The organism is Streptomyces sp. TAA486, from assembly GCF_000426165.1.
In genome coordinates this window covers 54,777-75,915 of the sequence record NZ_AUEV01000021.1, presented here as the reverse complement: position 1 = coordinate 75,915, position 21,139 = coordinate 54,777, and the positions used below count along the sequence as shown (strand labels likewise).

Here is a 21,139-nt window from a genome sequence, read left to right as displayed (position 1 = left end):
CTCGTGGTCTTCGAAGCGGTAGTTGTGGACCTGCAAGGTCCCGGCGAGGTGGGGGAACCAGCAGTGCCCTCTCAGCAACTGGGACCAAAGAAGACCTTTGGGATGTCGGGGGTACTTCTGATGTGCGCTGGCGCGCCGGTCGCGCTCGCCGCGCGAACCTGCGGCAGGGCCCGCCATTGCGGCAAGGTGTCGCCATGACTGAGTCGGCTTTGCCCGGAGGTTTCGTGAATCGCGTACTTCGGACCTGTCCCGGAGTCCCCGGTCTCACCCGAGGCAGCACTGCCGGCGCATGCCGGAAAGGGTTTGTCAGATCGGGACGATTCCTTGAGCACAAACTCACGCGCACCATTAGTCTCCGCTGTTGTCCACCGCGCTTCGAAGATCGTGTGGAGGGGGAAAGGATGAGTTCCACCGCGCCGTCGGGGCGGGCGGCCGGCACCGCGCTGGTCGTTCTCGGTCTCGTCGCAACGCTTGCCGCGCTGCTGGTGCCCATCTACTTCTTCGACGGGAACCGGTCCGCCGCACTCTCGAGATCCGGGTGGCACGACGACGGCAAGGGGACCTGGAGAACCGAATACGGACCGCTCACCTCGCTCGACCGCGACTTCATGCGCACTGTGCGGGCCGCGGGTCTGTGGGAGCTGCCTGCCGGACGCACCGCACGAGAGCAGAGCACGAAGAGGTCGGTACGGATCGTCGGGGATCATGTCGTCGACGGGGACACCGAGTTGGACAAGCGGGTCATCCAAGCCTCTCGCACGTTGCGGGTGACGCTGCCGAACCGGCCGACGGCCGCACAGCAGAAGTATCTGGACGACATCGACAAGGCCAGGGGCAAGAAGCTCGACGAGGTCCTCGTCAACCATCTGCGGAAGCAGGACGGCGGGACCTTGAACCTCCTGAGCCTTGTGCGCGACCAGACCCGCAATTCGATGGTCCGGTCCTTGGCGACCAGGGCCAACACCATCGTCCTCGACCACATCGCCGTGGTGGAGGAGACGGGTCTGGTGGACTACGACGCGCTGCCCCACGCGCAGTGATCGGCGTCGTCCTGGTCGTCGTCGACCTGCGCGCCTGACCCGGCCCCGCGAAGGGCGGGCCGGGCCTCTGGGACGTACCGGGTGAGCCGTTTCTCAGGGCACGACCGCCTCCCGGGGGAGACGGTCAGGAGATCGCGAACTGCGCCCCGCTGAGGGAGAGCAGGGCGCCGAAGAGTCTTTCGCCACGACGGGCGCGACCATCGACGCCGACCATCGGCGGCGGCCGCTACGAGTACCCAGCCCGGGCGGGGCCGCAGGGTGACCTCCTCATCCCGTTCACCCGAAGTCGAACTCGAGCCCGTCCCGGCCGAAATGGGTCTTCGGACCTCATTGAACATCCCCCGGTACAGGTGACGACGAAGTGACGACGACCCTGCTGAGCCTTGTCCACGGAGCCGGGATGGGGAATTCCGTGCCCGGTGCTGAGCAGTGAACACGCCTGTCGCCGCGAACGAGCATGCCTGTCACTGTCACTGACCCGCCACGCCTGCCGCTTCGCGGGCTAGCGTGAGGGGCGTGACGCTGTTCATCTCCCGGGAGGGACCGGGCCTCGTCGAGCTGGCCCGACAGGCGCTGTCGTCCACGCAGCGCGGCTACGACCTGCTCGCGCCCAAGTTCCACAGCACCCCGTTCCGGACCCCGGACGAGGTCCTGGACGCCACGGCTCGCGCGCTGCGCCCGCTCGGCCCGTTCGAGGCGGGGCTCGACCTCTGCTGCGGCACCGGGCTCGGCGTCGACCGGGTGCTGCGGCGGGTGTGCTCCGGCCCTGTCACAGGGATCGACTTCAGCGAGGGCATGCTCGCCGAGGCCCGCAGGGCGGTGCCTGACGCGGGGTGGGCGCTGGCCGACGTCCGCGCACTGCCCGTCCGCGATGCCTTCGACCTGGCGGTCAGCTTCGGGGCGTTCGGCCACTTCCTGCCGCACGAACGGCCGACGCTGTTCGCGCAGGTCCACGCCGCTCTGCGCCCCAACGGCATGTTCGCCTTCCCCGTCGCGGCGCCGCCCCCTGTGGGTTCGCGCCAGTACTGGACGCTGTGGGGATTCGACACCGCGATGCGGGTGCGCAACGCGCTCTGGCATCCCCGCTTCGTCATGTACTACCGGAGGTTCCGCCTCCCGGAGGTGAGCCGCGACCTGCTCGACGCGGGCTTCACGGTCACGACCGTCCCCTTGGAGAGTCTGGGCCGCCGGCCGGACGGCAGCCCACGCTGCCGCCTGGTCCTGGCCCGCCGCGGGGACCGATCTTGATCCGTCGGCTGTGGATCAAGATCCAGCGGTGGGCCAGGACCACGGTCTGGCCGGCATCAGGAAGAGGCCGGGATCTCGCCCTTCGTGATGAACCACTCGCGGCTGATGGGCGGGAAGTCGATGCGCTGGGACGGACGGTTGCCGATGATCACGAACGGCAGCTGCGCGTAAAGAGAGCTCTCCAGGGTCAGGCCCCCGTGGAGCTGCCACGTGCCGCGTCCGTCGGCGCCGCCCGGCGTCTGCGGTGAGAACTGGGCGGTCGCCCGCAGGTACGGCCCGAGGAAGGCGGTCACGCCCACCGTGTCGTAGAGGCTGACGTCCGCCTCGGGGCCGAGCGCGGTCCGCAGTTCGCCCTCACCGGAGACGTCCGCCCTGCCGCCGGGAAGGGTCGTGCCGTCGGCCTGGTTGTCGGACTCCCAGCCGGAGTCCTTGGCGTACCGCGTGCCGACCTTCACCGTTCCGTTCACGTCCTTCTGGACATCAACCTGGATCCGGCCGTTGGCCTGCACCTTCAGTACGAGCGTCAGCTTCACCGTCACGACGACCGGTACAGGGCCGACCATGATCACGGGATGGGCCTTGACCTCGGCCACGGGGATGCGACGTGAGAAATCGGGTTCCGCGACAGTGCCCTTGACGCTCCAGCCGGCCTTGTAGTCACCTCCGACACCGATGGAGGCGGTCGCATCGGCGGGGTCGGAAGAGCCGTGCCCGTCGTAGGAGAAGTCCACCTTCGGTGAGAAGTCGAGGTACCCGCCCACCTGGGTCGGGGGCTCCTGGTCCGACTCGTCCCCGTCGGGCAGTGCGGTGTCGAAGTCGAGGTGCAGATTGTCGCCGTTGCCGTCGCGCCCGGCCTTCGTCGTGCCTCGGTCGACGTCGAGTCCCTTGACCAGCGGATCGACCTTCCACGCCGAGGGCCGGACCGGGATCTTCCCGTCGGCCTTCGCACCGCCGAAGACCTCCGTGAGGTTGGCCCGGGAGGTGCGGATCTCGGTCTTCCCACCGTCGCTGGACGCCACGTCCTTGACCTTGACGAGCGCGCCCGCGGGGGCCGACTTCGTGGGCGGGCTGGCGATCACATCGCCTTCGCGGACGTCGACGCCGCCGGTCCCGCCGTCCCGGTCCTTCCGGCTGAGAACGGCCCGGCCGTCCTCGGCGTCGTATGAGGTGAGCGTGACGGTCTTGGTCTTCAGGGTGTTGGGTCCCCGTCTGTCCGAGGGACGGCTGATCGCCGCGGACTCGGATCCGCCCGCTGTGACGGAGAGTTCGGCACCGCGTCTTCGGTCATTGTCAGCGGAGGGACCTGGGTCCTCGGTGGTGCCGAACGCGCTCGGAACCGCGATGCCCGCGACCAGCAAGCCGGATATGCCGATTATGGAGATCTTGGCGCGGCTAGTAACACGCTTCACGTGGAACCTCTTCGCTCGCGCGGGCGCAGAGCCCGTGCCCGTGGGGGGTGGACCGGCGAAACCTACTACTGAGTTGCGCCGGTTCCAAGTCCCTGGGCGAACACGCCTGGTGGGGCCGCGTACCCGCCCCGCGCCCACGTGGTCCTCCGCGTACGCGCGGGCCGGTCGCGAGGGGGACGAAGCGGGCGCCCGGCCAACGGCAGGGGTGCGGAACCACGTTCGGGCACTCGCAAGGCGCCAGGGTCACTGCGGTTCCGCGACTCCCGTCATGGGGGACGCGGGCGTGGGCCATGCCCGCGGGTACGGCACTCGCAGCGTTTCCGCCGCGACCGGTGTGTGTTCCGCGGCTGCGCGCAGCCGCCCGTCGCGGTGGACGACGGCGCCGCTTCGGCCTGCCGGCGCAGGGAGTTGAGGGCGGTGGCCGCCGCGCCGGGCCCGTCGAGGGCGAGGTTCACTCAGCCCACGTCGTAGTCGGAGAGTCGTCTCCGGCCACCAGCAGGCGTTCCTCGGGCTGCCAGAGCGAGAGATGGCCTGGCGTGTGCCCGGGCGTGCGCACGACCTCCCAGTCGGCGTCCCCGAGGCGCAGGACCTGCCTGTCCTCCAGCGGCTCGTCGACGGTGTACGGGGCGACCGGCTGGTCGAGGTGTTCCGCCACGCAGCAGCCCGCGTCGCGCCGGGCGACGGCGTGGGCGTCGGGGGCGCTGGCCGCGATGCCCGAACCTCCGGCCTGCAGCAGCGCGTTCCCGCAGACGTGGTCGGAATGCCAGTGGGTGTTCACCACCCGTGTCAGATGCCCGGCGTGCGCGCGTACCCAGGCGGCCGTCTCCTCCGCGTGGCCGACGAACCCGCTGTCCACGAGGGCCGGCCGGCGCCCGTGCAGCAGGAGCAGGTTGGCGTTCGGGAAACGGCCGGGGCTGCCAGGCCACCCAGGCCGGGAGCCCTTCGGCGGCCTCGTCCATCAGCAACCTCCTGCCGTGACGGCGGTGCCGGTCAGCTCTGGTCAGCTCACGCAGATAAGCGTCTGCTGGCCGGTCGCGACGAGCTTCCGCCGGCCGTCCTTGACGGCGAAGACTTCCAGTCGGCAGACGGTCAGGGTGCGGCCGGGCTTCAGCACCGTCCCCACCGCCTTGATGTACTCGCCGACGGCCGGTGCCAGGAGATTGACCTTGTACTCGACGGTCAGCACAGCGGTGTCCTCGGGGAAGAGGGTGAAGGCCGCGTAGCCGCCGGCGGTGTCGGCGACGGCGCTGGTGGCTCCCGCGTGGAAGTAGCCGTCCTGCTGGGTGACTTCGGGCCGCCCGGGCAGGACGATGTGCACGCGCCCCGGTCCGATGTGGGATATGCGGGCTCCGAGATGGCCCATCAGCCCTTGGCGGTCGAAGCTCTCCTGGATGCGCTTCTGCACCTCGGGGCTTGCCTCTTCGTGCTGCGCGTCTTCTTCCACGAGCTCTCCTTGAGCGTGAGCGGTGTTCGCGGCCGGTCCCGAACGTGGGGCGTGTAGCGCTGCCCCGGGCGGGTGCGCCGGCTCGTAGTCCGGCCGGGCGTCCGATGATGAGACACGCCCGCCGCCGGCGATCATCATGGCACCGCCGGTGCGGGCGGCTCCCAGCCCGGCGTCAGTCGTTCTCCAGTGGCCCGACTCCCAGGTCCTCGCGCATGCGGTTGCGCATCAGGGCCATCGCCGTGCGGCGCTGTGAGATGAGGGGCGCGTCCTCGTCGGATCCGACGGTGGCGCCACCGGCGTAGGCGTCGCGCAGGCGGCGCAGGCTGTGGAAGGCCTCGTTCCCGGCCGTCACGACGTGCTGCGGGCCCACGAGCCAGAGGCGTTCGCTCGCTGGGTAGAGCCCGGTGCCGCGAAAGGCCTCCCGTACGGCCGCCTCACGTGCCGACCCGCTCATGTCATCGCCCAGTGCGACGGCCCGTATGTCCTCACCGGCTGCCTTGAGCGCGGTGACGTACTCCGTGTAGGCCTCGCGCCGGACCTCCAGCGCGTGCCGGTTCTCCTCCCGGCGCCATCGGTTGCGGTCGGCGATCACGGTGGCGGCGATGCCGATGACGGCGCCGGACAGTGTGGACAGGAGCGGCATCCAGTTCATGGGCGGCAGCATCGTCGAGGCTGCAGTGCCGGGGCCAGTGCCCCTCCGGCCGTCCCGCCCGGGCTTCCTGAGGCGATGCGGCGTGCGCCCCTGCGGCAGGATCGGTGGCCAACGAGGCTCCTGTGCCGGTGAGTCGAGCCGTCGAACACCTCTCTCGTGGACACCGGAGCCTCGTGCGTTGCGGACGCCGACGAGTCGTGGCCGAGTGCTTGAGTCGGCCGGTGAGCCGGATCCGCCGACCGGCTCAGCAGAACGGGCGGAACTCCTTGAAGTCCGGCGTCGGGCGTGGAGCGGGCATCCGGTAGGCGCGGGTCCGCCGCCGGCCACTGGCCGGGTCAGTCGTCCCGTCGGCCAGAGCGTCCGGCACCGGATGCCACCCCAGATTGGCCTCGAAGTACGCCGCGGCAGTGCTGACCGAGGGCCACCAGACATCGTCGAGAAGCACGATGCCGCCAGGTCGGACGATCTCGCCCAGGAAGTGGAGGTCGACGAATACGTTGTGGAAGTGGTGGCTGCCGTCGACGAACGCCGCGTCCGCGGCAAAGCCCACATCGGCCAACCTGGCGAGGAACCGCTGCGACGGTTCGGTCACCAGCTCGACGACGTCGTCCAGGCCGGCGCTGCGCAGCAGCTCCCACCCCACACCGTCGTACGCCGTGTACTGGAACGGGTCGATCACCACGTGCCGTGGGGTCGGTGAACCGGCGCGCAACAGCGCCTCGCCGATCGCCAGCGCCGAGCCGCCGTAGGCCAGTCCGATCTCGACGACCGTGCCGGCCCGCTCGTCCACAAGGAGGTCACGCACCTGATCGCAGTCGCGCCGCGGCAGCGTGACGGTGGCGAAGTCCGGAGCGCCGTCGGGGCTCCGCGGAGGTCCGTGCTCGGCGAGCTCGCGGCGTACGGCGGCGACGCGCTCCGGCCACTCGCCTGCGGCTCCGTCCGGTTGCACCATCGAGCTCACCAGACACACTCCTTCTTGCTGAGGCACATGACTTGGCCAACTCTGACACTCGGAGTGGCCGACCGAAGTGCTCAGTCACAGCAGTCCCCCGATCGGTTGCCGAACTGAAAGAGCCGATGAGTGCGGGGCATATGCCAATTCACCCCGCGCCTCTCCCGGATGGTTTCAATCTGATTTCGAAGGGTCCTTGGAGTTCTATTCTCCGTCCGGGATGTTCCGCCATGGGTGAAGTGCCGTCCGTCGCCCGTGACTTGCGCGGAAGCCGTCCGGACCTGAGTTTCGATACGGCACTTCCGCGGTTGACCGAGCGTGTTAACTGTGCGGCCAGGCATGCCGGTTGAGCTCGTCTTCTGACGGCAGTGGGCGAGCGGCATGACCTGAAAACAGTGAACAATTCAGACGGAGTATGCAATGGCAGTTGAAGGTGGAAGCAGCGGGACGCTTTCATCGGGCACAGTCAGAACGGCAGTACCGGCCCGCCTCGACAGACTGCCCTGGTCGCGCTGGCACTGGATGATCGTGATCGGCCTCGGGACGGTGTGGATCCTCGACGGGATGGAGGTCACGCTCGTCGGCAACATCGCCGGGCGGCTGTCCGAGCCCGGTAGCGGACTCGCCATCAGCTCGGCCCAGGTCACGGGACTGGGCGCCGCCCTGTACGTGGCGGGGGCGTGTCTCGGTGCGCTGTATTTCGGATGGCTGACCGACCGTTACGGACGTAAGAAACTCTTCCTGATCACGCTCGCCGTCTACCTGGCGGCGACCGCTCTGACCGGCCTGTCGTTCGACAGCTGGTGGTTCTTCGTGTGCCGCTTCCTCACGGGATTCGGCATCGGAGGCGAGTACGCGGCCATCAACTCCGCGATCGACGAGCTCATCCCCTCGTACTACCGGGGCCGCGTCGACCTGATGATCAACGGCAGCTTCTGGCTCGGAGCCGCTGCCGGAGCGATGCTCTCGATCCCCATGCTCGACACGGACATCTTCGCGAAGGACGTCGGCTGGCGCCTGACCTTCGCCTTCGGTGTCGTCCTCGGCCTGGTCATCCTGGTGGTGCGGCGGAATGTGCCGGAGAGTCCACGGTGGTTGTTCATCCATGGACGCGGTGACGAGGCCGAAGAAATCGTGAAGGATGCGGAGGCGCGCTGCATAGCCCAGCACGGCAGCCTGCCCGAGCCCGCCGGAGAGATGGTCATCAATCAGCGTCAGGCCGTCGGTTTCGGGATGATCGCGCGTACGGTCTTCTCCAAGTACCGTTCCCGCGCATTTCTGGGGCTTTCGCTCTTCGTCGGTCAGGCATTTCTGTACAACGCCGTCACTTTCGGGTTCGGCGCCATTCTCGCGGCCTTCTACGAGGTGCCGGCCGGGGCCACGGGTTACTACTTCGTAGCCATCGCGATCGGCAATCTCCTCGGCCCGATTCTCCTCGGTCCGCTCTTCGACACCGTGGGGCGCCGGATAATGATCTCCGGCACCTATATCGGGTCCGGGGTGCTGCTGTTCGGCACCGCGGCGCTCTTCGCCGGTGGTCATCTGTCGGCGACGACACTGACCGTCTGCTGGAGCGTCGTGCTGTTCTTCGCGTCCGCGGGTGCGAGTTCGGCCTACCTCACGGTCAGTGAGATCTTCCCGATGGAGACCCGCGCCATGGCCATCGCGTTCTTCTACGCGCTGGGCACGGCGGTGGGAGGCATCTCCGGTCCGCTGATCTTCGCCGAGCTCACTGAGAACGGCGTTCTTGGCGACACGACCCTCGCCTTCCAGATCGGTGCGGGCCTGATGTGCATCGCCGGTGTGGTGGCGGCGTTCCTGGCCGTACCGGCCGAACGGCGTTCTCTCGAGGACATCGCCACGCCGCTCTCCGCACAGGAGTCGTCGGCCTGAGGAGGCCGGCTGAGCTCGCCGGTACGTGCCGTGCCGGGACGCCGAGCAGGCGTCCTGGCCGGGACGTACCGGCGAGCCTTTCCGGCGAACCCGGCGCCGTCACAAGTGAGTTCGTCTCCAACCTGGGTGTCGACCCCGAGCAGGTCATCGAATCCGCCGGCCCCTACGCGACCGCCGTACGGGTCTACGTCACCCGCACCCTCGAGCAGTTCAGCGGCGACGACGCGCAGACATCGGGCCCAGACGGCACAGCCCGTCCTCTCCGCGCTCACCGACCCGGAGCCCGCCTTCCGGATCCAGACTCCCAGTGGGCGCGGGAGTTCACCCCAGCCGCCGGGCGGTCCAGCTGAGCGCCAGCACCGCGAAGAGCAGGACGACGACGATCTCCAGCCCCACCATCGCCCGTCCGTCCCTCCCTCCCGCTGTCCGCCGTGCCGACCGAGACGGCCGGTGACGACGAAGACCCCCGGTCCCGGAGCCGTGCGGGGCTTCCGGTTACGGAGGTCTTCGTCGTTTCCCTGGGTGGTTCCGGGGTGGCGCGGCGCCCGCGTCGCTACTCCGCCTCGCCCGCTTCCCCTTCCGGGTGCATCTGGCCGCGGGCCATGATGACCCTGCTGATCAGGTGCTCGTAGACCAGGGCTCCGATGACGCCGCCGATGAGCGGCCCGGCAATCGGGATCCACCAATAACTGCTGAACCAGTCGAAGCTTCCTGGGAAGGCGATCGCCCCCCATCCCTCGAAGAAGGTGAAGAGCCGGGGGCCGAGGTCGCGGGCGGGGTTGATGGCGTAGCCCGCGTTCGTCCCGTAGGTCAGGCCGATGGCGACGACGACGAGACCGATCAGGAACGGCCCCATGTTCGACATGGGTGCCGTGTTGCGCATATCGATGAGGGCGCAGACGAGGAGCAGCAGGAGCGCGGTGCCGACGATCTGGTCGAGGAACGGACCCCACCACGAATCACCGAAGTATTCGGCTGGGAACGTCGCGAAGATGGAGAAGGTCGGCAGCGATTTCTCTCTGCCTGTCCCCTCCTTGGCGTTGAACGCGTCGATCGCCCAGTGGTACGTGGCGTACACCGTCGCGGCGGCGACGAAGGCGCCGACCAGTTGCGCTCCCCAGTAGGGGAGCACCTTCTTCCAGGGGAAGTGGCCTCGCACCGCGAAGCCGAGCGTCACGGCCGGATTGATGTGTGCGCCGCTGATGCCTCCGGCGACGTAGACGCCGAAGACGACCGCCAGGCCCCATCCCCAGGAGATGATGAGCCAGTTCGAAGGGCCGAAGGCCCCGGCCTGCCGGCCCGAGCCGGAGAGGCCGACGACGGCGACGGCGACCGACCCGCAGCCGATCAGAATGAGGACGAAGGTGCCGAGGAACTCGGCGATCAGTTCGCCGCCGATTCCGGTTCTGTAGCCGAGTCGGCGTGGACTGCTCTTCGTGGCGTGTTCAGCCATCGGCTCTCCTTGGTCGATCGGAACAGCCCTGCCTGCCCCTCTCCGAAACCGTAAGCAGGGGGGCTTGCGACGAAGCGGGGCTGAGCGCGCGTCACCCCGTATGTCCACCCGATGGCGTACGGGCGCGTTCCTGCTTGCGCCCGATCAGGATTTTGACCGGGACGAGGGCCAGCCAGACCCACTTGGCGACGGTGGGGGAGGCGAAGGCGAGGGGGACCGTGACGCCGAAGACGAGAACGGTGCTGGCGAGGTCGAAGGTGTCGAGGCGGCGGGTCCGGATCGCGGAGTCGTCGGCCGTGCGTCCGAGGCGCCGGTGCGAGGTGAGCAGCAGCGACAGATGGACGGCGTTCAGCGCGGCGACGTTCAGGCCGTAGACGGCGACGGCCTGCGGCTGGCTGCTGTACTCGGCCAGCAGCGCGGTGGGGAAGGGCAGCAGCGCGGTGAGGCCGAGGCCGAGCAGGGTGACGCCGGTGACCCTCGAGTCGACCGCCGGGAAGGCCGACAGGATGCGGCGGTGGTCGAGCCAGAACTCCGCGATGACCGCGAAGCTCAGCGCGTACGCGGCGATGTGGGGGAGCGTCAGATGCAGGGCCTCGAGAAAGCCCTCGGTACTGAGGCCGCGGCGCACCGTGACGTCGAGCACCAGCAGCGTCATGGCGATGGAGAAGACGTTGTCCGAGAGGTTCTCCAGGCGTTCCAGTCCTCCGTCTCCCCGGCGGGAGGCCGATGTGTGATCCACGTCGGGGATGGTAGGTGTGCCTTCGTATCGGGGGTTTCATCCCGCGCCCGTGCCCGGCGAATCGCACGCGAGTGCTGCGCCGCCGCTTGCCGTGCGCGGCGGCGGGCAGGAGCGGTGGAGGCGTCGGCCCCGCTTGTGAAGTGCGGTAACCCGGCGCTCGCCAGGTGAGTTGACGCAGGGTCCGCGTACGCTTACATCCGAACATTCCGTGGGGAGACGGGGGAGATGGGGCGGAGGGGCGTACAGGTGGGGACCAACAGCACGAGAACCGGGGGGCGCCGGCGGATGCCGCGGGAGGTGCGCGAGCGGCAGATGCTCGACGCCGCGGTCGCGGGTTTCGCACGGCACGGCTACCAGGCGGCGTCGATGGACGACATCGCCGAGGAGGCGGGCGTCTCCAAACCGCTGGTCTATCTGTATCTGAAGTCGAAGGAAGACCTGTTCACGGCGTGCATACGCCGGGAGCGGGCCGCTCTCGTCGAGGCCGTACGGGGCGGCACGGCGAAGCGCGAGGTGCCCGGCGCCCGTGCGGAGCAGCAGTTGTGGAAGGGGCTGTGCGCGTTCTTCGCGCACACCGCGGCCCGGCCGGACGGCTGGTCCGTGCTGCACAGGGCCGACACCCAGGGCGAACCGTTCGCCCGTGAGATCGCCGCGATGCGGGCGGAGATCACGGAACTCGTGACGCTGCTGCTGGCCCGCGCCGCCGTGGACGCCGGCTGCGACGAGAAGTTCGCCGAGCGGGAGGTGTCCGGGCTCGCGCACGCCATGGTCGGGGCGGCCGAATCGCTCGCGGTGTGGGCCAATGCCCGTACGGAGGCGGTTCCTTCGCCGAAGGAGACGGCCGCCACGCTGATGAACTTCTGCTGGACCGGCCTGGAACAGATGATCAAGGGCGCTCGCTGGTCACCTCACCGGTGAGGTGCAGCCGCTGCCGCTCCCCTTCTCCGCTGCGCAGTTCGAACCGGTGCACGCGCACGGGAGCGCGGTAGCCGCCGGCCGACGCCGTCGGCTCGTCCACGTGGTGAGCGACTGTCGAGGGAAGCAGCACCGGGGCCTTGAACTCCGCACGGGCGGTGAGCTGTTCACCGCCCGCGGCCGCGCCCGTACCGGCGAGGGAGCGGGCGAAGGTCCACATGCCGTGTGCGATGTGACGGGGGAAGCCGAAGAGCTTCGCGCTGAGCGGGTGCAGATGGATCGGGTTGCGGTCGCCGGAGGCGCGCCCGTAGCGGCGTCCGAGACCGGACGGCAGGTCCCAGTGCTCACGCAGGGGCAGCGGCGCGGCCGCCGTTTCGTCGTCGTCCCGGCGGCTGCCGCCCTGGCCGCTTCGGCCCTCGCCGGAGGTGTCCGCGGTGCGGTGCCGGCACAGATATGTGCTGCGCGAGTGCCACACCAGCTGACCGCCCAGCCGTGCCTCGGTCACCACGTCGAAGCTGCTGCCGCGACGGTGCGGCGCCGGGCCCTCGGCGTGCACGGAGATCTCGGGGCGGTCGTCCGGGCGCAGCGCGCGGTACTGGGTGAGTTCGATGCCGGTGTGGACGAGGCCGAGCATCGGGAAGGGGAAGTCGGGCCGCGCCATCAACTGCATCGCGAGGGGGAAGCCGAGGATGTGCGGATAGGTGGGCGGGACCGGGGAGCCGGCCGATGCGGCGCCTTGCCCGCCCGGCTGTCCCGCCGGCGGCTGCGCTGCCGGGCCGGTGTCGTCCGCGAAGCCACAGACTCGGGCGTACGCGCGCAGCCGCCCGACGTCGACGCGCGCGTCCGGAAGCATCAGCCGTTCGTCGGGCAGCCGGGCCTGCTCGTACGGGCCGCGCTTGGAGCGCGAGGCGAGGGCTCCCCGTGCGAGGACCAGGGCCAGCTTCGGCGGGGCGGTCAGACGGCGAACTGTCATGGCGCTCACGCCCCCAGCAGGCTCTGGCCGCAGACCCGTACGACCTGGCCGTTGACGGCGGACGACGCGGGTCCCGCCAGCCAGGCGGTGGTCTCGGCGACGTCCACGGGCAGACCGCCCTGGGAGTGGGAGTTCATGCGCCGGCCGGCCTCCCGGATGAAGAAGGGAACGGCGGCCGTCATCTTCGTCTCGATGAAGCCGGGTGCCACGGCGTTGACGGTGACGCCGTGCTCCGCCGCGGCACGCGGCGCGAGCGAGCGCACCAGGCCGATGATCCCGGCCTTGCTCGCCGCGTAGTTGGTCTGGCCGACGTTGCCCGCGATGCCCGCGATGGAAGCGGTGGCGACGACGCGTCCCGTGCCGCGCCGCAGCGCGCCGGCCGCCAGCAGATCGTCGGTCGTGCGCAGCACCGACGCCAGATTGACGTCCAGCACCTGGTCCCACCGCTCGGCCGTCATGTTGACGAGCTTGCGGTCCCGGGTGATGCCCGCGTTGTGGACGAGCACGTCCAGGCCGCCGCCCGGCAGCGCCTCCGCGATGCGGGCACCCGCGTCGTCCGCGGTGATGTCGAGCGGCAGCGCCGTGCCGCCGAGGGTCTCGGCGACGCGGTTCACATCGGCCTCCGCCTGCGGGACATCGAGGCAGACGACGTGGGCGCCGTCCCGTGCCAGCGTCGCCGCGACGGACTCGCCGATGCCGCGCGCGGAGCCCGTGACCAGCGCGGTACGGCCCTGGAGCGGGCGTTCCCAGTCGATCGCGGGGGTCTCTGCGGCGGCCCCGGCGGACGCGTGCTCGCCGATCTCGATGACCTGGCCGCTGACGTAGGCCGACCTGGGCGAGAGCAGGAAGCGGAGAGTCGACTCGGCGTCAGCGGCCGTGGCTCCGGGCGCGAGCCGCACCAGCTGCGCCGTGCGTCCGCCACCTGTCTCCTTCGCCAGCGAGCGCACGAAGCCCTCCAAAGCCTGCTGCGCCGCGGCCTGGTGGTGGTCGGCGTCGTCGGGGCGCGCGGCGAGCACCACGACGCGGCCGCACGGGACGACGGATCGCAGGACGGGGTGGAGGCATTCATGCACCCGGCGCAGTTCCGGTACGTCGCGTATGCCCGTAGCGTCGACGACCACGGCGGCATGGCGTCCGCCCGGTTCCGCACCGTCGGTGTTCGTACGGACGGGGAGGCCGGCACCGGCGAGCACCGCCGCGAGCTCCTTCGTGTGCGCACCGGCGTCGGCCTCGCCGCCGCGAGGCGGCACGGGCGTCAGGTGCAGCACAGGGTGAGGGGAAGGGCCGCCTCCGAGCACGGGCCGCTCCGCCGACCAGCGGTGCAGCGGTACGGGACGGGGGAGGCCGAGCCGGCGGGTCAGGAGGCGGCCGGGCCTTGTGTTGGTCCAATGCAGATATCGGTCAGCCATTCCCCGATTCCTCCAGCTCGCGTAGATTTACTTCCGAGTAAGGTTACTTACAGGTCAGGAGTTTGGTCGAGGATGAGTTCCAGCGGCCTCATTGGTTCCACCCCGCGACGCGTCGCCGTGATCGGCGGAAGCCGCATCCCTTTTGCGCGTTCGGACGGACCGTACGCGTCCTGCTCCAACCAGGAGATGCTCTCGGCCGCACTCGACGGACTGATCGAGCGGTTCGGGCTGACCGGCGAACGCCGGGTCGGGGAGTTCGTCGCCGGTGCCGTGCTCAAGCACAGCCGTGACTTCAACCTCGCGCGGGAGACCGTCCTCGGCTCCCGGCTCGACCCGCGCACTCCCGCCTACGACGTCCAGCAGGCGTGCGGAACCGGTCTGCAGTCGGTCATCGCCGTGGCCAACAAGATCGCTCTGGGCCAGACCGAAGCGGGCATCGCCGGCGGGGCCGACACCGCCTCCGACGCACCGCTCGGCGTCAACGACGAGCTGCGACGCATCCTCCTCGCGACGCGCAGGGCCAAGACGTTCAAGGACCGGGCGAAGGAACTCTCCCGCGTGCGCCTGCGCCATCTCGTACCGGAGATCCCGCGCAACGCCGAACCGCGGACCGGCCTGTCCATGGGGGAGCACGCGGCCCGCACCGCACGCGACTGGGGCATCACCCGGTACGACCAGGACACGCTCGCCGCCGCCAGCCACCGCAACCTGGCCACCGCCTACGACAGCGGCTTCCTGCACGACCTCGTCGTCCCCTTCCAGGGCCTGGCACGCGACCAGAACCTGCGTCCCGGCACCTCCGCGCACAAACTCGCCGAGCTGAAGCCCGTCTTCGGCACCTCCGAACCGGACGCGACGATGACGCCCGGCAACTCCACACCGCTCACCGACGGCGCCGCGACGGTGCTGCTCGCCAGTGAGGAGTGGGCGGAGAGGCACGGTCTCGCGCCGCTGGCGTATCTCTCCGCCTACGAGACGGGAGCCGTCAGCTTCTACGACGAGGACGGCGGGCCCGGCGAGGACGGGCTGCTGATGGCGCCCGCGTACGCCGTGCCCCGGATGCTGGAGCGCGCCGGACTCGGCATCGAGGACTTCGAACTCTTCGAGATCCACGAGGCGTTCGCGTCCCAGGTGCTGGCCACGCTCGCGGCCTGGGAGAAGCGCGGGCTCGCGCCCGTGGACCGTGAACGCCTCAACGTCGCCGGCTCCTCGCTGGCCACCGGACACCCGTTCGCCGCGACCGGCGCCCGCATCGTCGCCACCCTCGCCAAGCTCCTCGCGGAGCGGGAGGGCGCCGAAGCGGGGGCGCGGGGCCTGATCTCCGTCTGCGCGGCGGGGGGCCAGGGGGTGACCGCCGTACTGGAGAGGGCCTGAGTGTCCTTCCTCTGTCCGCCGGCTCCGCCGGTCCGCTGAACCAGCCGAATTCAACGAGGTACCTCACGAACAGGAGCCGCTCGTGACGACCCAGCCCGCCAGCCCAGTCCCGGCGCCCGCCTCCGCGGGCCCCACGCTCGTCGAGCCGGAGAAGGAGGTGCTGGACGGCGTCGTGCGGCAGGTCAGCATGCCTCCGTTCGCACCCGTGGTCACGAGCGGTTCCCTCGGCGACATCCCGTTCGACAACGCCGTCGAGGCACCCTTCGAGGCGGTGCTCAGCCGCAAGCAGCCGGACGGAACCTGGCGGGACGTGACCGCCTCCGAGTTCGCGCACGAGGTCCTGAACGTCGCGAAGGGCCTGATCGGTCTCGGCCTCGAGGCGGGGGACCGGATCGCCATCATGGCCCGCACCACGTACGAGTGGACGCTCCTCGACTTCGCGGGCTGGGCCGCCGGGCTCGTCACCGTGCCCATCTATCCGACGTCCTCCAGCTCTCAGGCCCGCTACATACTCCAGCACTCCGGCGCCCGCGGCTGCGCCGTGGAGAACGTCGAGCAGTCGCGGATGCTCTCCGCGGAGCGCGGCGCCATGCCCGCACTCGAACACCTCTGGCAGTTCGACGCCGGTGGGCTCTCCCAGATCGCGGCGTCCGGCAGGCACCTGGACGACGAAGCGGTCGCGGAGCGGCGCGGGCTCGTCGGCCCCGAACACATCGCGACCCTCATCTACACCTCGGGCACGACGGGGCAGCCCAAGGGCTGCGTCCTCACCCACGGCAACTTCTTCGCCGAGATCGACAACGCCATCGAACTGCTGCACCCCGTCTTCAAGTCCGTCAGCAAGGACCCGGCCTCGACGCTGCTCTTCCTGCCGCTCTCGCACGTCTTCGGGCGGATGGTCGCCGTCGGGTGCATGCGGGCCCGCGTACGGCTCGGGCACGCGCCGAGCATCCAGACCGAGGAACTCCTCGCCGATCTCGGGGGTTTCAGCCCGACGTTCCTGCTCGGCATCCCGTACGTGCTGGAGAAGGTCTACAACACCGGGCGCGCCACGGCCGAGAAGATGGGCCGCGCCTCCTCGTTCGACCGCGCCGCGCGCATCGCACGCCGCTACGGCGAGGCCGTCGAGGAGCAGGAGCACGGACGCGGGAGCGGCCCCCGCGCCGGTCTGAAGGCGGCGCGCGGCCTGTACGACCTGCTGGTCTACCGCCGCATACGTGCGGCGCTCGGCGGCCGCTGCCGCTACGTCATCAGCGGTGGTTCACCGCTCGGTTCGCGCCTCGCCGCGTTCTACGAGGGCGCCGGGATCTCGGTGTTCGAGGGCTACGGGCTCACCGAGACCACCGCGGCCTCCACGTGTACCCCGCCGCTCAAGCCCCGCCTGGGCACCGTCGGCTGGCCCGTTCCGGGCACGGCGGTGCGGATCGCCGACGACGGGGAGGTGCTGCTGAGGGGCGCGCACGTCTTCGGCGGCTACTGGGACCCGCAACGGAACGGCGCCATCCCGGATGTCGGGCACGACGGCTGGTTCGCGACCGGCGACATCGGCACCCTCGACGACGAGGGCTATCTGACGATCACGGGCCGCAAGAAGGACCTCATCATCACCTCCGGCGGCAAGAACATCGCCCCGGCGCCCCTGGAGGACTGGCTGCGCGCACATCCGCTCGTCAGCCAATGCCTCGTCATCGGCGACGACCGGCCGTACATCACCGCGCTGATCACCCTCGAACCGGACGGTCTCGCGCACTGGCAGCAGATGCACAAGAAGCAGGACCTCACCCCTGAACAGCTCGTCCGGGACGGCGACCTGCTCGCCAATCTCCAGCAGGCGGTCGACGAGACGAACCGGATGGTCTCCCGCGCCGAATCGATCCGCCGATTCGCTGTCCTCCCACAGGACTTCACCGAGGACGCCGGGCACCTGACCCCGTCCCTGAAGCTGAAGCGGGCTGCGATCCTGCGGGACTTCGAACGGGAGATCGCGAAACTCTACGACCGGTGACCCGGGGCGCGGCAGCGTTCGGCGAGTCTTCGGCGTCCCCCGCGATGTTCAGCGGGGCCCTCGCAGGCGTCACAGCAGCGCGATGCGTACGGCGCTCGGCGACCCGGAGTTCACCGTCGGCGACAGGACGGAGGTCGTCTTCGAAAGCTTCCGCCTCGTCGAGGGGATCCCGGCCCACCGGCCCCGCTGACCTGCGTCCTGCGCAGGCCGACGGGGCCGGGATCCGTTGCGGGCGCGGTTCGTGCCGGGGCTCAGCTGCCGCAGTCGCCCTGTGTGGACTCGTCCTTGAAGCGGTCGGAGAGCCAGTTCATCGCCGGGATCGAGGCGAGGATCGCCGTGCCCGCGTGCGGGGACAGCGGGAAGCTCGTCCACTCGACGGTGTTGCCCTTCGCGCACCAGTCGGCGCGCAGCTGCTTCCCGACGTCGTACGGGATGATCTCGTCGGCCTCACCGTGGTACAGGTACACGGGCGCGCCCGGCGCCTTGGTGCCGAGCTTGTCCTCGGCGAGACGCTGCTGCCAGTCCGGTTCCTGGTTGGGATCCTTCGTGGTGACGTCCTCGACTGACTTGTTCGCGCCCGCCTCCGACGCCTCGGCCAGGCACCCCTCCTTCATGATCCCTGTGATCCGCCTGCCCTCGTCGTTGAGGTAGCGGTCCAGGCCGAGTTCGGGGTACGCGGCGTCGTGGCCGATGGCGGACATCAGCACCAGGCCGGCCTCCTCGTCGCCGTCGTTGTACTCCGCGACCTTCGGCAGGTCCGCCGGGACGCCGCCGCTGGCGGTGCCCTTGACCTTCAGCTCGGGGGCGTAGGAGCCGGCGAGCTCCGCCGCCCAGCCGCTGGCCTGGCCGCCCTGCGAGTAGCCCATGATGCCGACGGGTGACTCCTGGGTGACCCCCTTCTCCTGCGCCCCGGGCAGGCGTTGGGCGGCGCGGGCCGCGTCCAGCACCGCGGTGCCCGCGGCCCGGCCGACGGTGTAGGTGTGCGTGCCGGGCGTCCCCAGCCCTTCGTAGTCGGTGACGGCGACGGCCCAGCCGCGCAGCAAGGCCCCCTCGATCAGCGGGGCTTCCTTCGTCTTGCCCACCGGGAAGTTGACGGACGGCGCGCACTGGTCGGCGATTCCGACGGTGCCCACCGCGTAGGTCAGCAGGGGGCGCGGGCCCTCACGGTCGTCCTGGGGGACGAGGACGGTGCCGGAGACGGTGTTGGACTTCCCGTTCGCGTCGGTCGAGTTGTACTTGATCGTCCAGGCGTGGGTGGGGATGGGCACGCCCGGAAAGACCTGGAACTCGCTCGGTTCGGCGCTGACGACGTCTCCGGGCTGCCCGGCCGCGGCGGTGCTCGTGCCCTTGCTCGCGGTGTGGGGAGCGGCTGCGTGACCGCCGGCGGCAGCGGCGGCGGGTGCCACCGCGCCTCCGGAAACACACAGAGCGGCCACCGCCATTGTTGCGGTGACCGCTCTGGTTCGGGCTCCTCCGGTACGAGGGCCGCTTCTTCGGATGGAGCTCTGCATGGGGGGTCTCCCAACGATTCAGAAATGCTGGGCTCGTTGGGATGGAACGTACTGACCCGTCAGTATCTCGTGAAGGGGTTGCGCCGCACTTGTGCACGCAGAGCACAACGTTGCGCCCCCTGCGTCGCACGGGCGCCGAGCACACCAGCGCTTCCTCGTCCCGCGGGCATCAGGCGTCCCGCGGGTGCGCTGCGCGAATGGCGTGAACGGGCCGTCGGCCGCGGCCCTTTCGACGCCGGCGGCACGCACGCGCTTCGGAAGCCGTCCCGCCCCCGTGTGTTCCGTCGCGGAACCCCGGGGGCGGGGCCGTGCCCGTTCCTCCCGGGGCCGGCTGCTCCTAGTAGGGCCGGTCGCCGGCGATCGCGACGCGCTCCGCGACCCGCCGGTGCGGGGCGTAGTCGTCGACCGCGTAGTGCTGCGTCGCGCGGTTGTCCCAGAACGCGATGTCGCCGGCCTGCCAGCGGAAGCGCACCTGGTACTCCGGCACGTGCGCCTGCCGGACGAGGAAGCTCAGCAGCCGGTCGCTCTCGTCGCGGTCCATGCCCACGATGTGCGTGGTGAAGGAGGTGTTCACGAAGAGCATCCGGCGGCCCGTCTCGGGGTGCGTGCGCACCACCGGGTGTTCGACGGGCGGGAACTCCTCCTGCATCGGGATCAGCCGCTCCGGGCCGTAGAACCGGGCGAATCCCGGGATGAAGTCGTGCACGGCGGTCGCACCGTCGATGCGTGCCTTCACCGTGTCGGGCAGGTTGTCGTACGCGGCGGCCATGTCCGCCCACATGGTGTCGCCGCCGACGGCCGGCACCTCGTGGAGCTGGAGCACGGCTCCGAGGGCCGGCCGTTCGCGGAAGGTGACGTCCGTGTGCCAGACGTTCTCGAAGGTCGGCGCGCCGCTGCCGCCCTTCTCGAAGCGGACGACCTCGGCGGAGGAGCCGCGTGCCAGCAGCGGGTTGGTCTCCAGCTCGCCCCAGTTCGCGGCGAAGTCGCGCTGCTGCTGCGAAGTGATGCCCTGGCCGCGGAAGAAGAGCACCTTCCACTCCAGGAGCGCCCTGTTCAGCTCCTCGCGCAGCTCGGGCGTGAGCGGACGCGACAGGTCGACGCCGCTGATCTCGGCGCCGATCAGGCGGCCCTGCGGCGCGATGTCGAAGAGCTCGTACGGGCGTTCACAAGTGCCCTCGGGCAGGCGGTTCAGGGTGCGGCGGCCCTCGTACATGCCGTCGGCGGGCACGCGGGCGTCGCGCAGGACAGGGGTGGCTGAGGGGGTGACGGTCATGGTGATGATCCTTCGAAGTCGACGGTCGGCTGAGGGAGTCGGCGTCGCACAGCTGCGTGTGCGACGCCCGCGTGCGCGATGCGACGCGCTATCGACCGGACCGCTCACACCCGCGCCGCCACGGCACGCTGAGGCGTCCGGCGGCGGTACAGGTGTGCTGGATCATGACCGCATTTTGCGGGTGGCGCCTCGGCCGCGTCAACGCATGACCGCGATGCGGACGGTCATGTGAGACGCCGCGTGGCGACGCGCTGGTCCTGTGGGGAGTGGGGCGGGGCGGCGTCCGGCCCTATGGCGTGGGCACCGGCCCGATCGAGCTGCCGGCCCACGGCGGTGCCTTCTCCGTCAGCGACGCGAAGCGTTCACGAACGGCGTCGGGGAAGGGTGCGGCGCGGCCCGCCGACTGATCGACATGGATCATCAGCAGCTCGGACGTTGCCACCGGGTCCTTCCTGTTCGCGGCCCGCATCTCCAGGACGAGCCGCACCTTCTTCGCGTCGACTCCCAGGATCCTTGTGCGCACGGTGAGTTCGGTGCCCTCCGAGACCTCGCGCAGATAGCGGACGTGGGCCTCCGCCGTGTACAGGGAACATCCGCTCTCGCCGCGGTACTGCTGGCCCATGCCGGTCTCGATCATCATGGCGTCCGTGGCGTGCCCGAAGACGAGCACGTAGAACGCCTCGTTCATGTGGCCGTTGTAGTCGATCCACTCCGGGCGCACGGTCGCCGTGTGGTCCGGGATGAGCCCGTCCTGTGCGGAACCGGAACCCGAGCCGGAAACGGGTCCGGAACCGGAGCCCGGCGTGGTCCCGTCGCTCCGCTGCTCGGCGGGCGGCTCGCTCCGCGCTG

At 70.1% G+C, this 21,139-nt stretch carries 18 protein-coding genes; 6 read left to right on the top strand and 12 right to left on the bottom strand.

Annotated features, from left to right (window positions below; genetic code table 11):
• Positions 1-401: 401 nt before the first annotated feature.
• Positions 402-1,040 (top strand): DUF4142 domain-containing protein, encoded by a 639-nt coding sequence (locus I004_RS0126120; protein WP_028437919.1) that lies wholly within the window; start codon positions 402-404, stop codon positions 1,038-1,040.
• A gap of 522 nt (positions 1,041-1,562) precedes the next feature.
• Complete coding sequence (locus tag I004_RS0126115) at positions 1,563-2,288, top strand: class I SAM-dependent methyltransferase (RefSeq protein ID WP_028437918.1); 726 nt, start codon at positions 1,563-1,565, stop codon at positions 2,286-2,288.
• A gap of 56 nt (positions 2,289-2,344) precedes the next feature.
• Here the strand turns inward: I004_RS0126115 and I004_RS0126110 are convergent, their stop codons facing one another.
• The 5 genes from I004_RS0126110 to I004_RS0126090 form a co-directional block, all read right to left on the bottom strand.
• The gene (locus tag I004_RS0126110) at positions 2,345-3,697 is read right to left on the bottom strand and encodes a hypothetical protein (RefSeq protein ID WP_158677102.1); all 1,353 of its coding nucleotides are present in this window, start codon (positions 3,695-3,697) and stop codon (positions 2,345-2,347) included.
• Between the two features lie 451 nt (positions 3,698-4,148).
• A complete protein-coding gene (locus I004_RS40515) occupies positions 4,149-4,553 on the bottom strand; it encodes an MBL fold metallo-hydrolase (RefSeq protein ID WP_051345448.1) in 405 nt (134 codons plus the stop codon).
• Between the two features lie 144 nt (positions 4,554-4,697).
• On the bottom strand, positions 4,698-5,141 hold the full coding sequence (locus I004_RS0126100; protein WP_028437916.1) for a PaaI family thioesterase: 444 nt from the start codon (positions 5,139-5,141) through the stop codon (positions 4,698-4,700).
• A gap of 172 nt (positions 5,142-5,313) precedes the next feature.
• A complete protein-coding gene (locus I004_RS0126095) occupies positions 5,314-5,793 on the bottom strand; it encodes a hypothetical protein (RefSeq protein WP_486580335.1) in 480 nt (159 codons plus the stop codon).
• 244 nt (positions 5,794-6,037) lie between these two features.
• Positions 6,038-6,745, bottom strand: coding sequence for a class I SAM-dependent methyltransferase (locus tag I004_RS0126090; RefSeq protein WP_051345462.1), 708 nt, complete (start codon positions 6,743-6,745; stop codon positions 6,038-6,040).
• 420 nt (positions 6,746-7,165) lie between these two features.
• Between I004_RS0126090 and I004_RS0126085 the strand changes: the two genes are divergently transcribed.
• Positions 7,166-8,638, top strand: coding sequence for an MFS transporter (locus tag I004_RS0126085; protein ID WP_028437913.1), 1,473 nt, complete (start codon positions 7,166-7,168; stop codon positions 8,636-8,638).
• Positions 8,639-9,191: 553 nt separating this feature from the next.
• On the opposite strand, the gene I004_RS0126080 is transcribed toward I004_RS0126085, so the two are convergent.
• Positions 9,192-10,025, bottom strand: a complete 834-nt coding sequence (locus I004_RS0126080) for an MIP/aquaporin family protein (RefSeq protein WP_486580378.1) — start codon at positions 10,023-10,025, stop codon at positions 9,192-9,194.
• Between the two features lie 157 nt (positions 10,026-10,182).
• Positions 10,183-10,830, bottom strand: coding sequence for a TMEM175 family protein (locus tag I004_RS0126075; protein ID WP_028437911.1), 648 nt, complete (start codon positions 10,828-10,830; stop codon positions 10,183-10,185).
• A gap of 285 nt (positions 10,831-11,115) precedes the next feature.
• Between I004_RS0126075 and I004_RS0126070 the strand changes: the two genes are divergently transcribed.
• Positions 11,116-11,748, top strand: a complete 633-nt coding sequence (locus I004_RS0126070; protein ID WP_028437910.1) for a TetR/AcrR family transcriptional regulator — start codon at positions 11,116-11,118, stop codon at positions 11,746-11,748.
• Here the strand turns inward: I004_RS0126070 and I004_RS0126065 are convergent.
• Positions 11,717-12,718, bottom strand: coding sequence for a MaoC/PaaZ C-terminal domain-containing protein (locus tag I004_RS0126065; RefSeq protein ID WP_037977855.1), 1,002 nt, complete (start codon positions 12,716-12,718; stop codon positions 11,717-11,719). The two genes, I004_RS0126070 and I004_RS0126065, sit on opposite strands and share 32 nt — an antisense overlap.
• Positions 12,719-12,723: 5 nt before the next feature.
• Positions 12,724-14,127 (bottom strand): 3-oxoacyl-ACP reductase, encoded by a 1,404-nt coding sequence (locus tag I004_RS0126060; RefSeq protein ID WP_028437908.1) that lies wholly within the window; start codon positions 14,125-14,127, stop codon positions 12,724-12,726.
• A gap of 72 nt (positions 14,128-14,199) precedes the next feature.
• Between I004_RS0126060 and I004_RS0126055 the strand changes: the two genes are divergently transcribed.
• A complete protein-coding gene (locus I004_RS0126055; RefSeq protein WP_028437907.1) occupies positions 14,200-15,501 on the top strand; it encodes an acetyl-CoA C-acetyltransferase in 1,302 nt (433 codons plus the stop codon).
• Between the two features lie 82 nt (positions 15,502-15,583).
• Entirely contained in the window at positions 15,584-17,506 is a 1,923-nt protein-coding gene (locus I004_RS0126050; protein WP_028437906.1) for an AMP-dependent synthetase/ligase, read from the top strand.
• Positions 17,507-17,757: 251 nt separating this feature from the next.
• Here the strand turns inward: I004_RS0126050 and I004_RS0126040 are convergent, their stop codons facing one another.
• From I004_RS0126040 to I004_RS0126030, 3 genes are all read right to left on the bottom strand, one after another.
• Entirely contained in the window at positions 17,758-18,948 is a 1,191-nt protein-coding gene (locus I004_RS0126040; protein ID WP_037977854.1) for a lipase family protein, read from the bottom strand.
• 406 nt (positions 18,949-19,354) lie between these two features.
• Entirely contained in the window at positions 19,355-20,290 is a 936-nt protein-coding gene (locus tag I004_RS0126035; protein WP_028437904.1) for a TauD/TfdA family dioxygenase, read from the bottom strand.
• 289 nt (positions 20,291-20,579) lie between these two features.
• Entirely contained in the window at positions 20,580-21,032 is a 453-nt protein-coding gene (locus tag I004_RS0126030; RefSeq protein WP_028437903.1) for a thioesterase family protein, read from the bottom strand.
• Between the last annotated feature and the right edge of the window lie 107 nt (positions 21,033-21,139).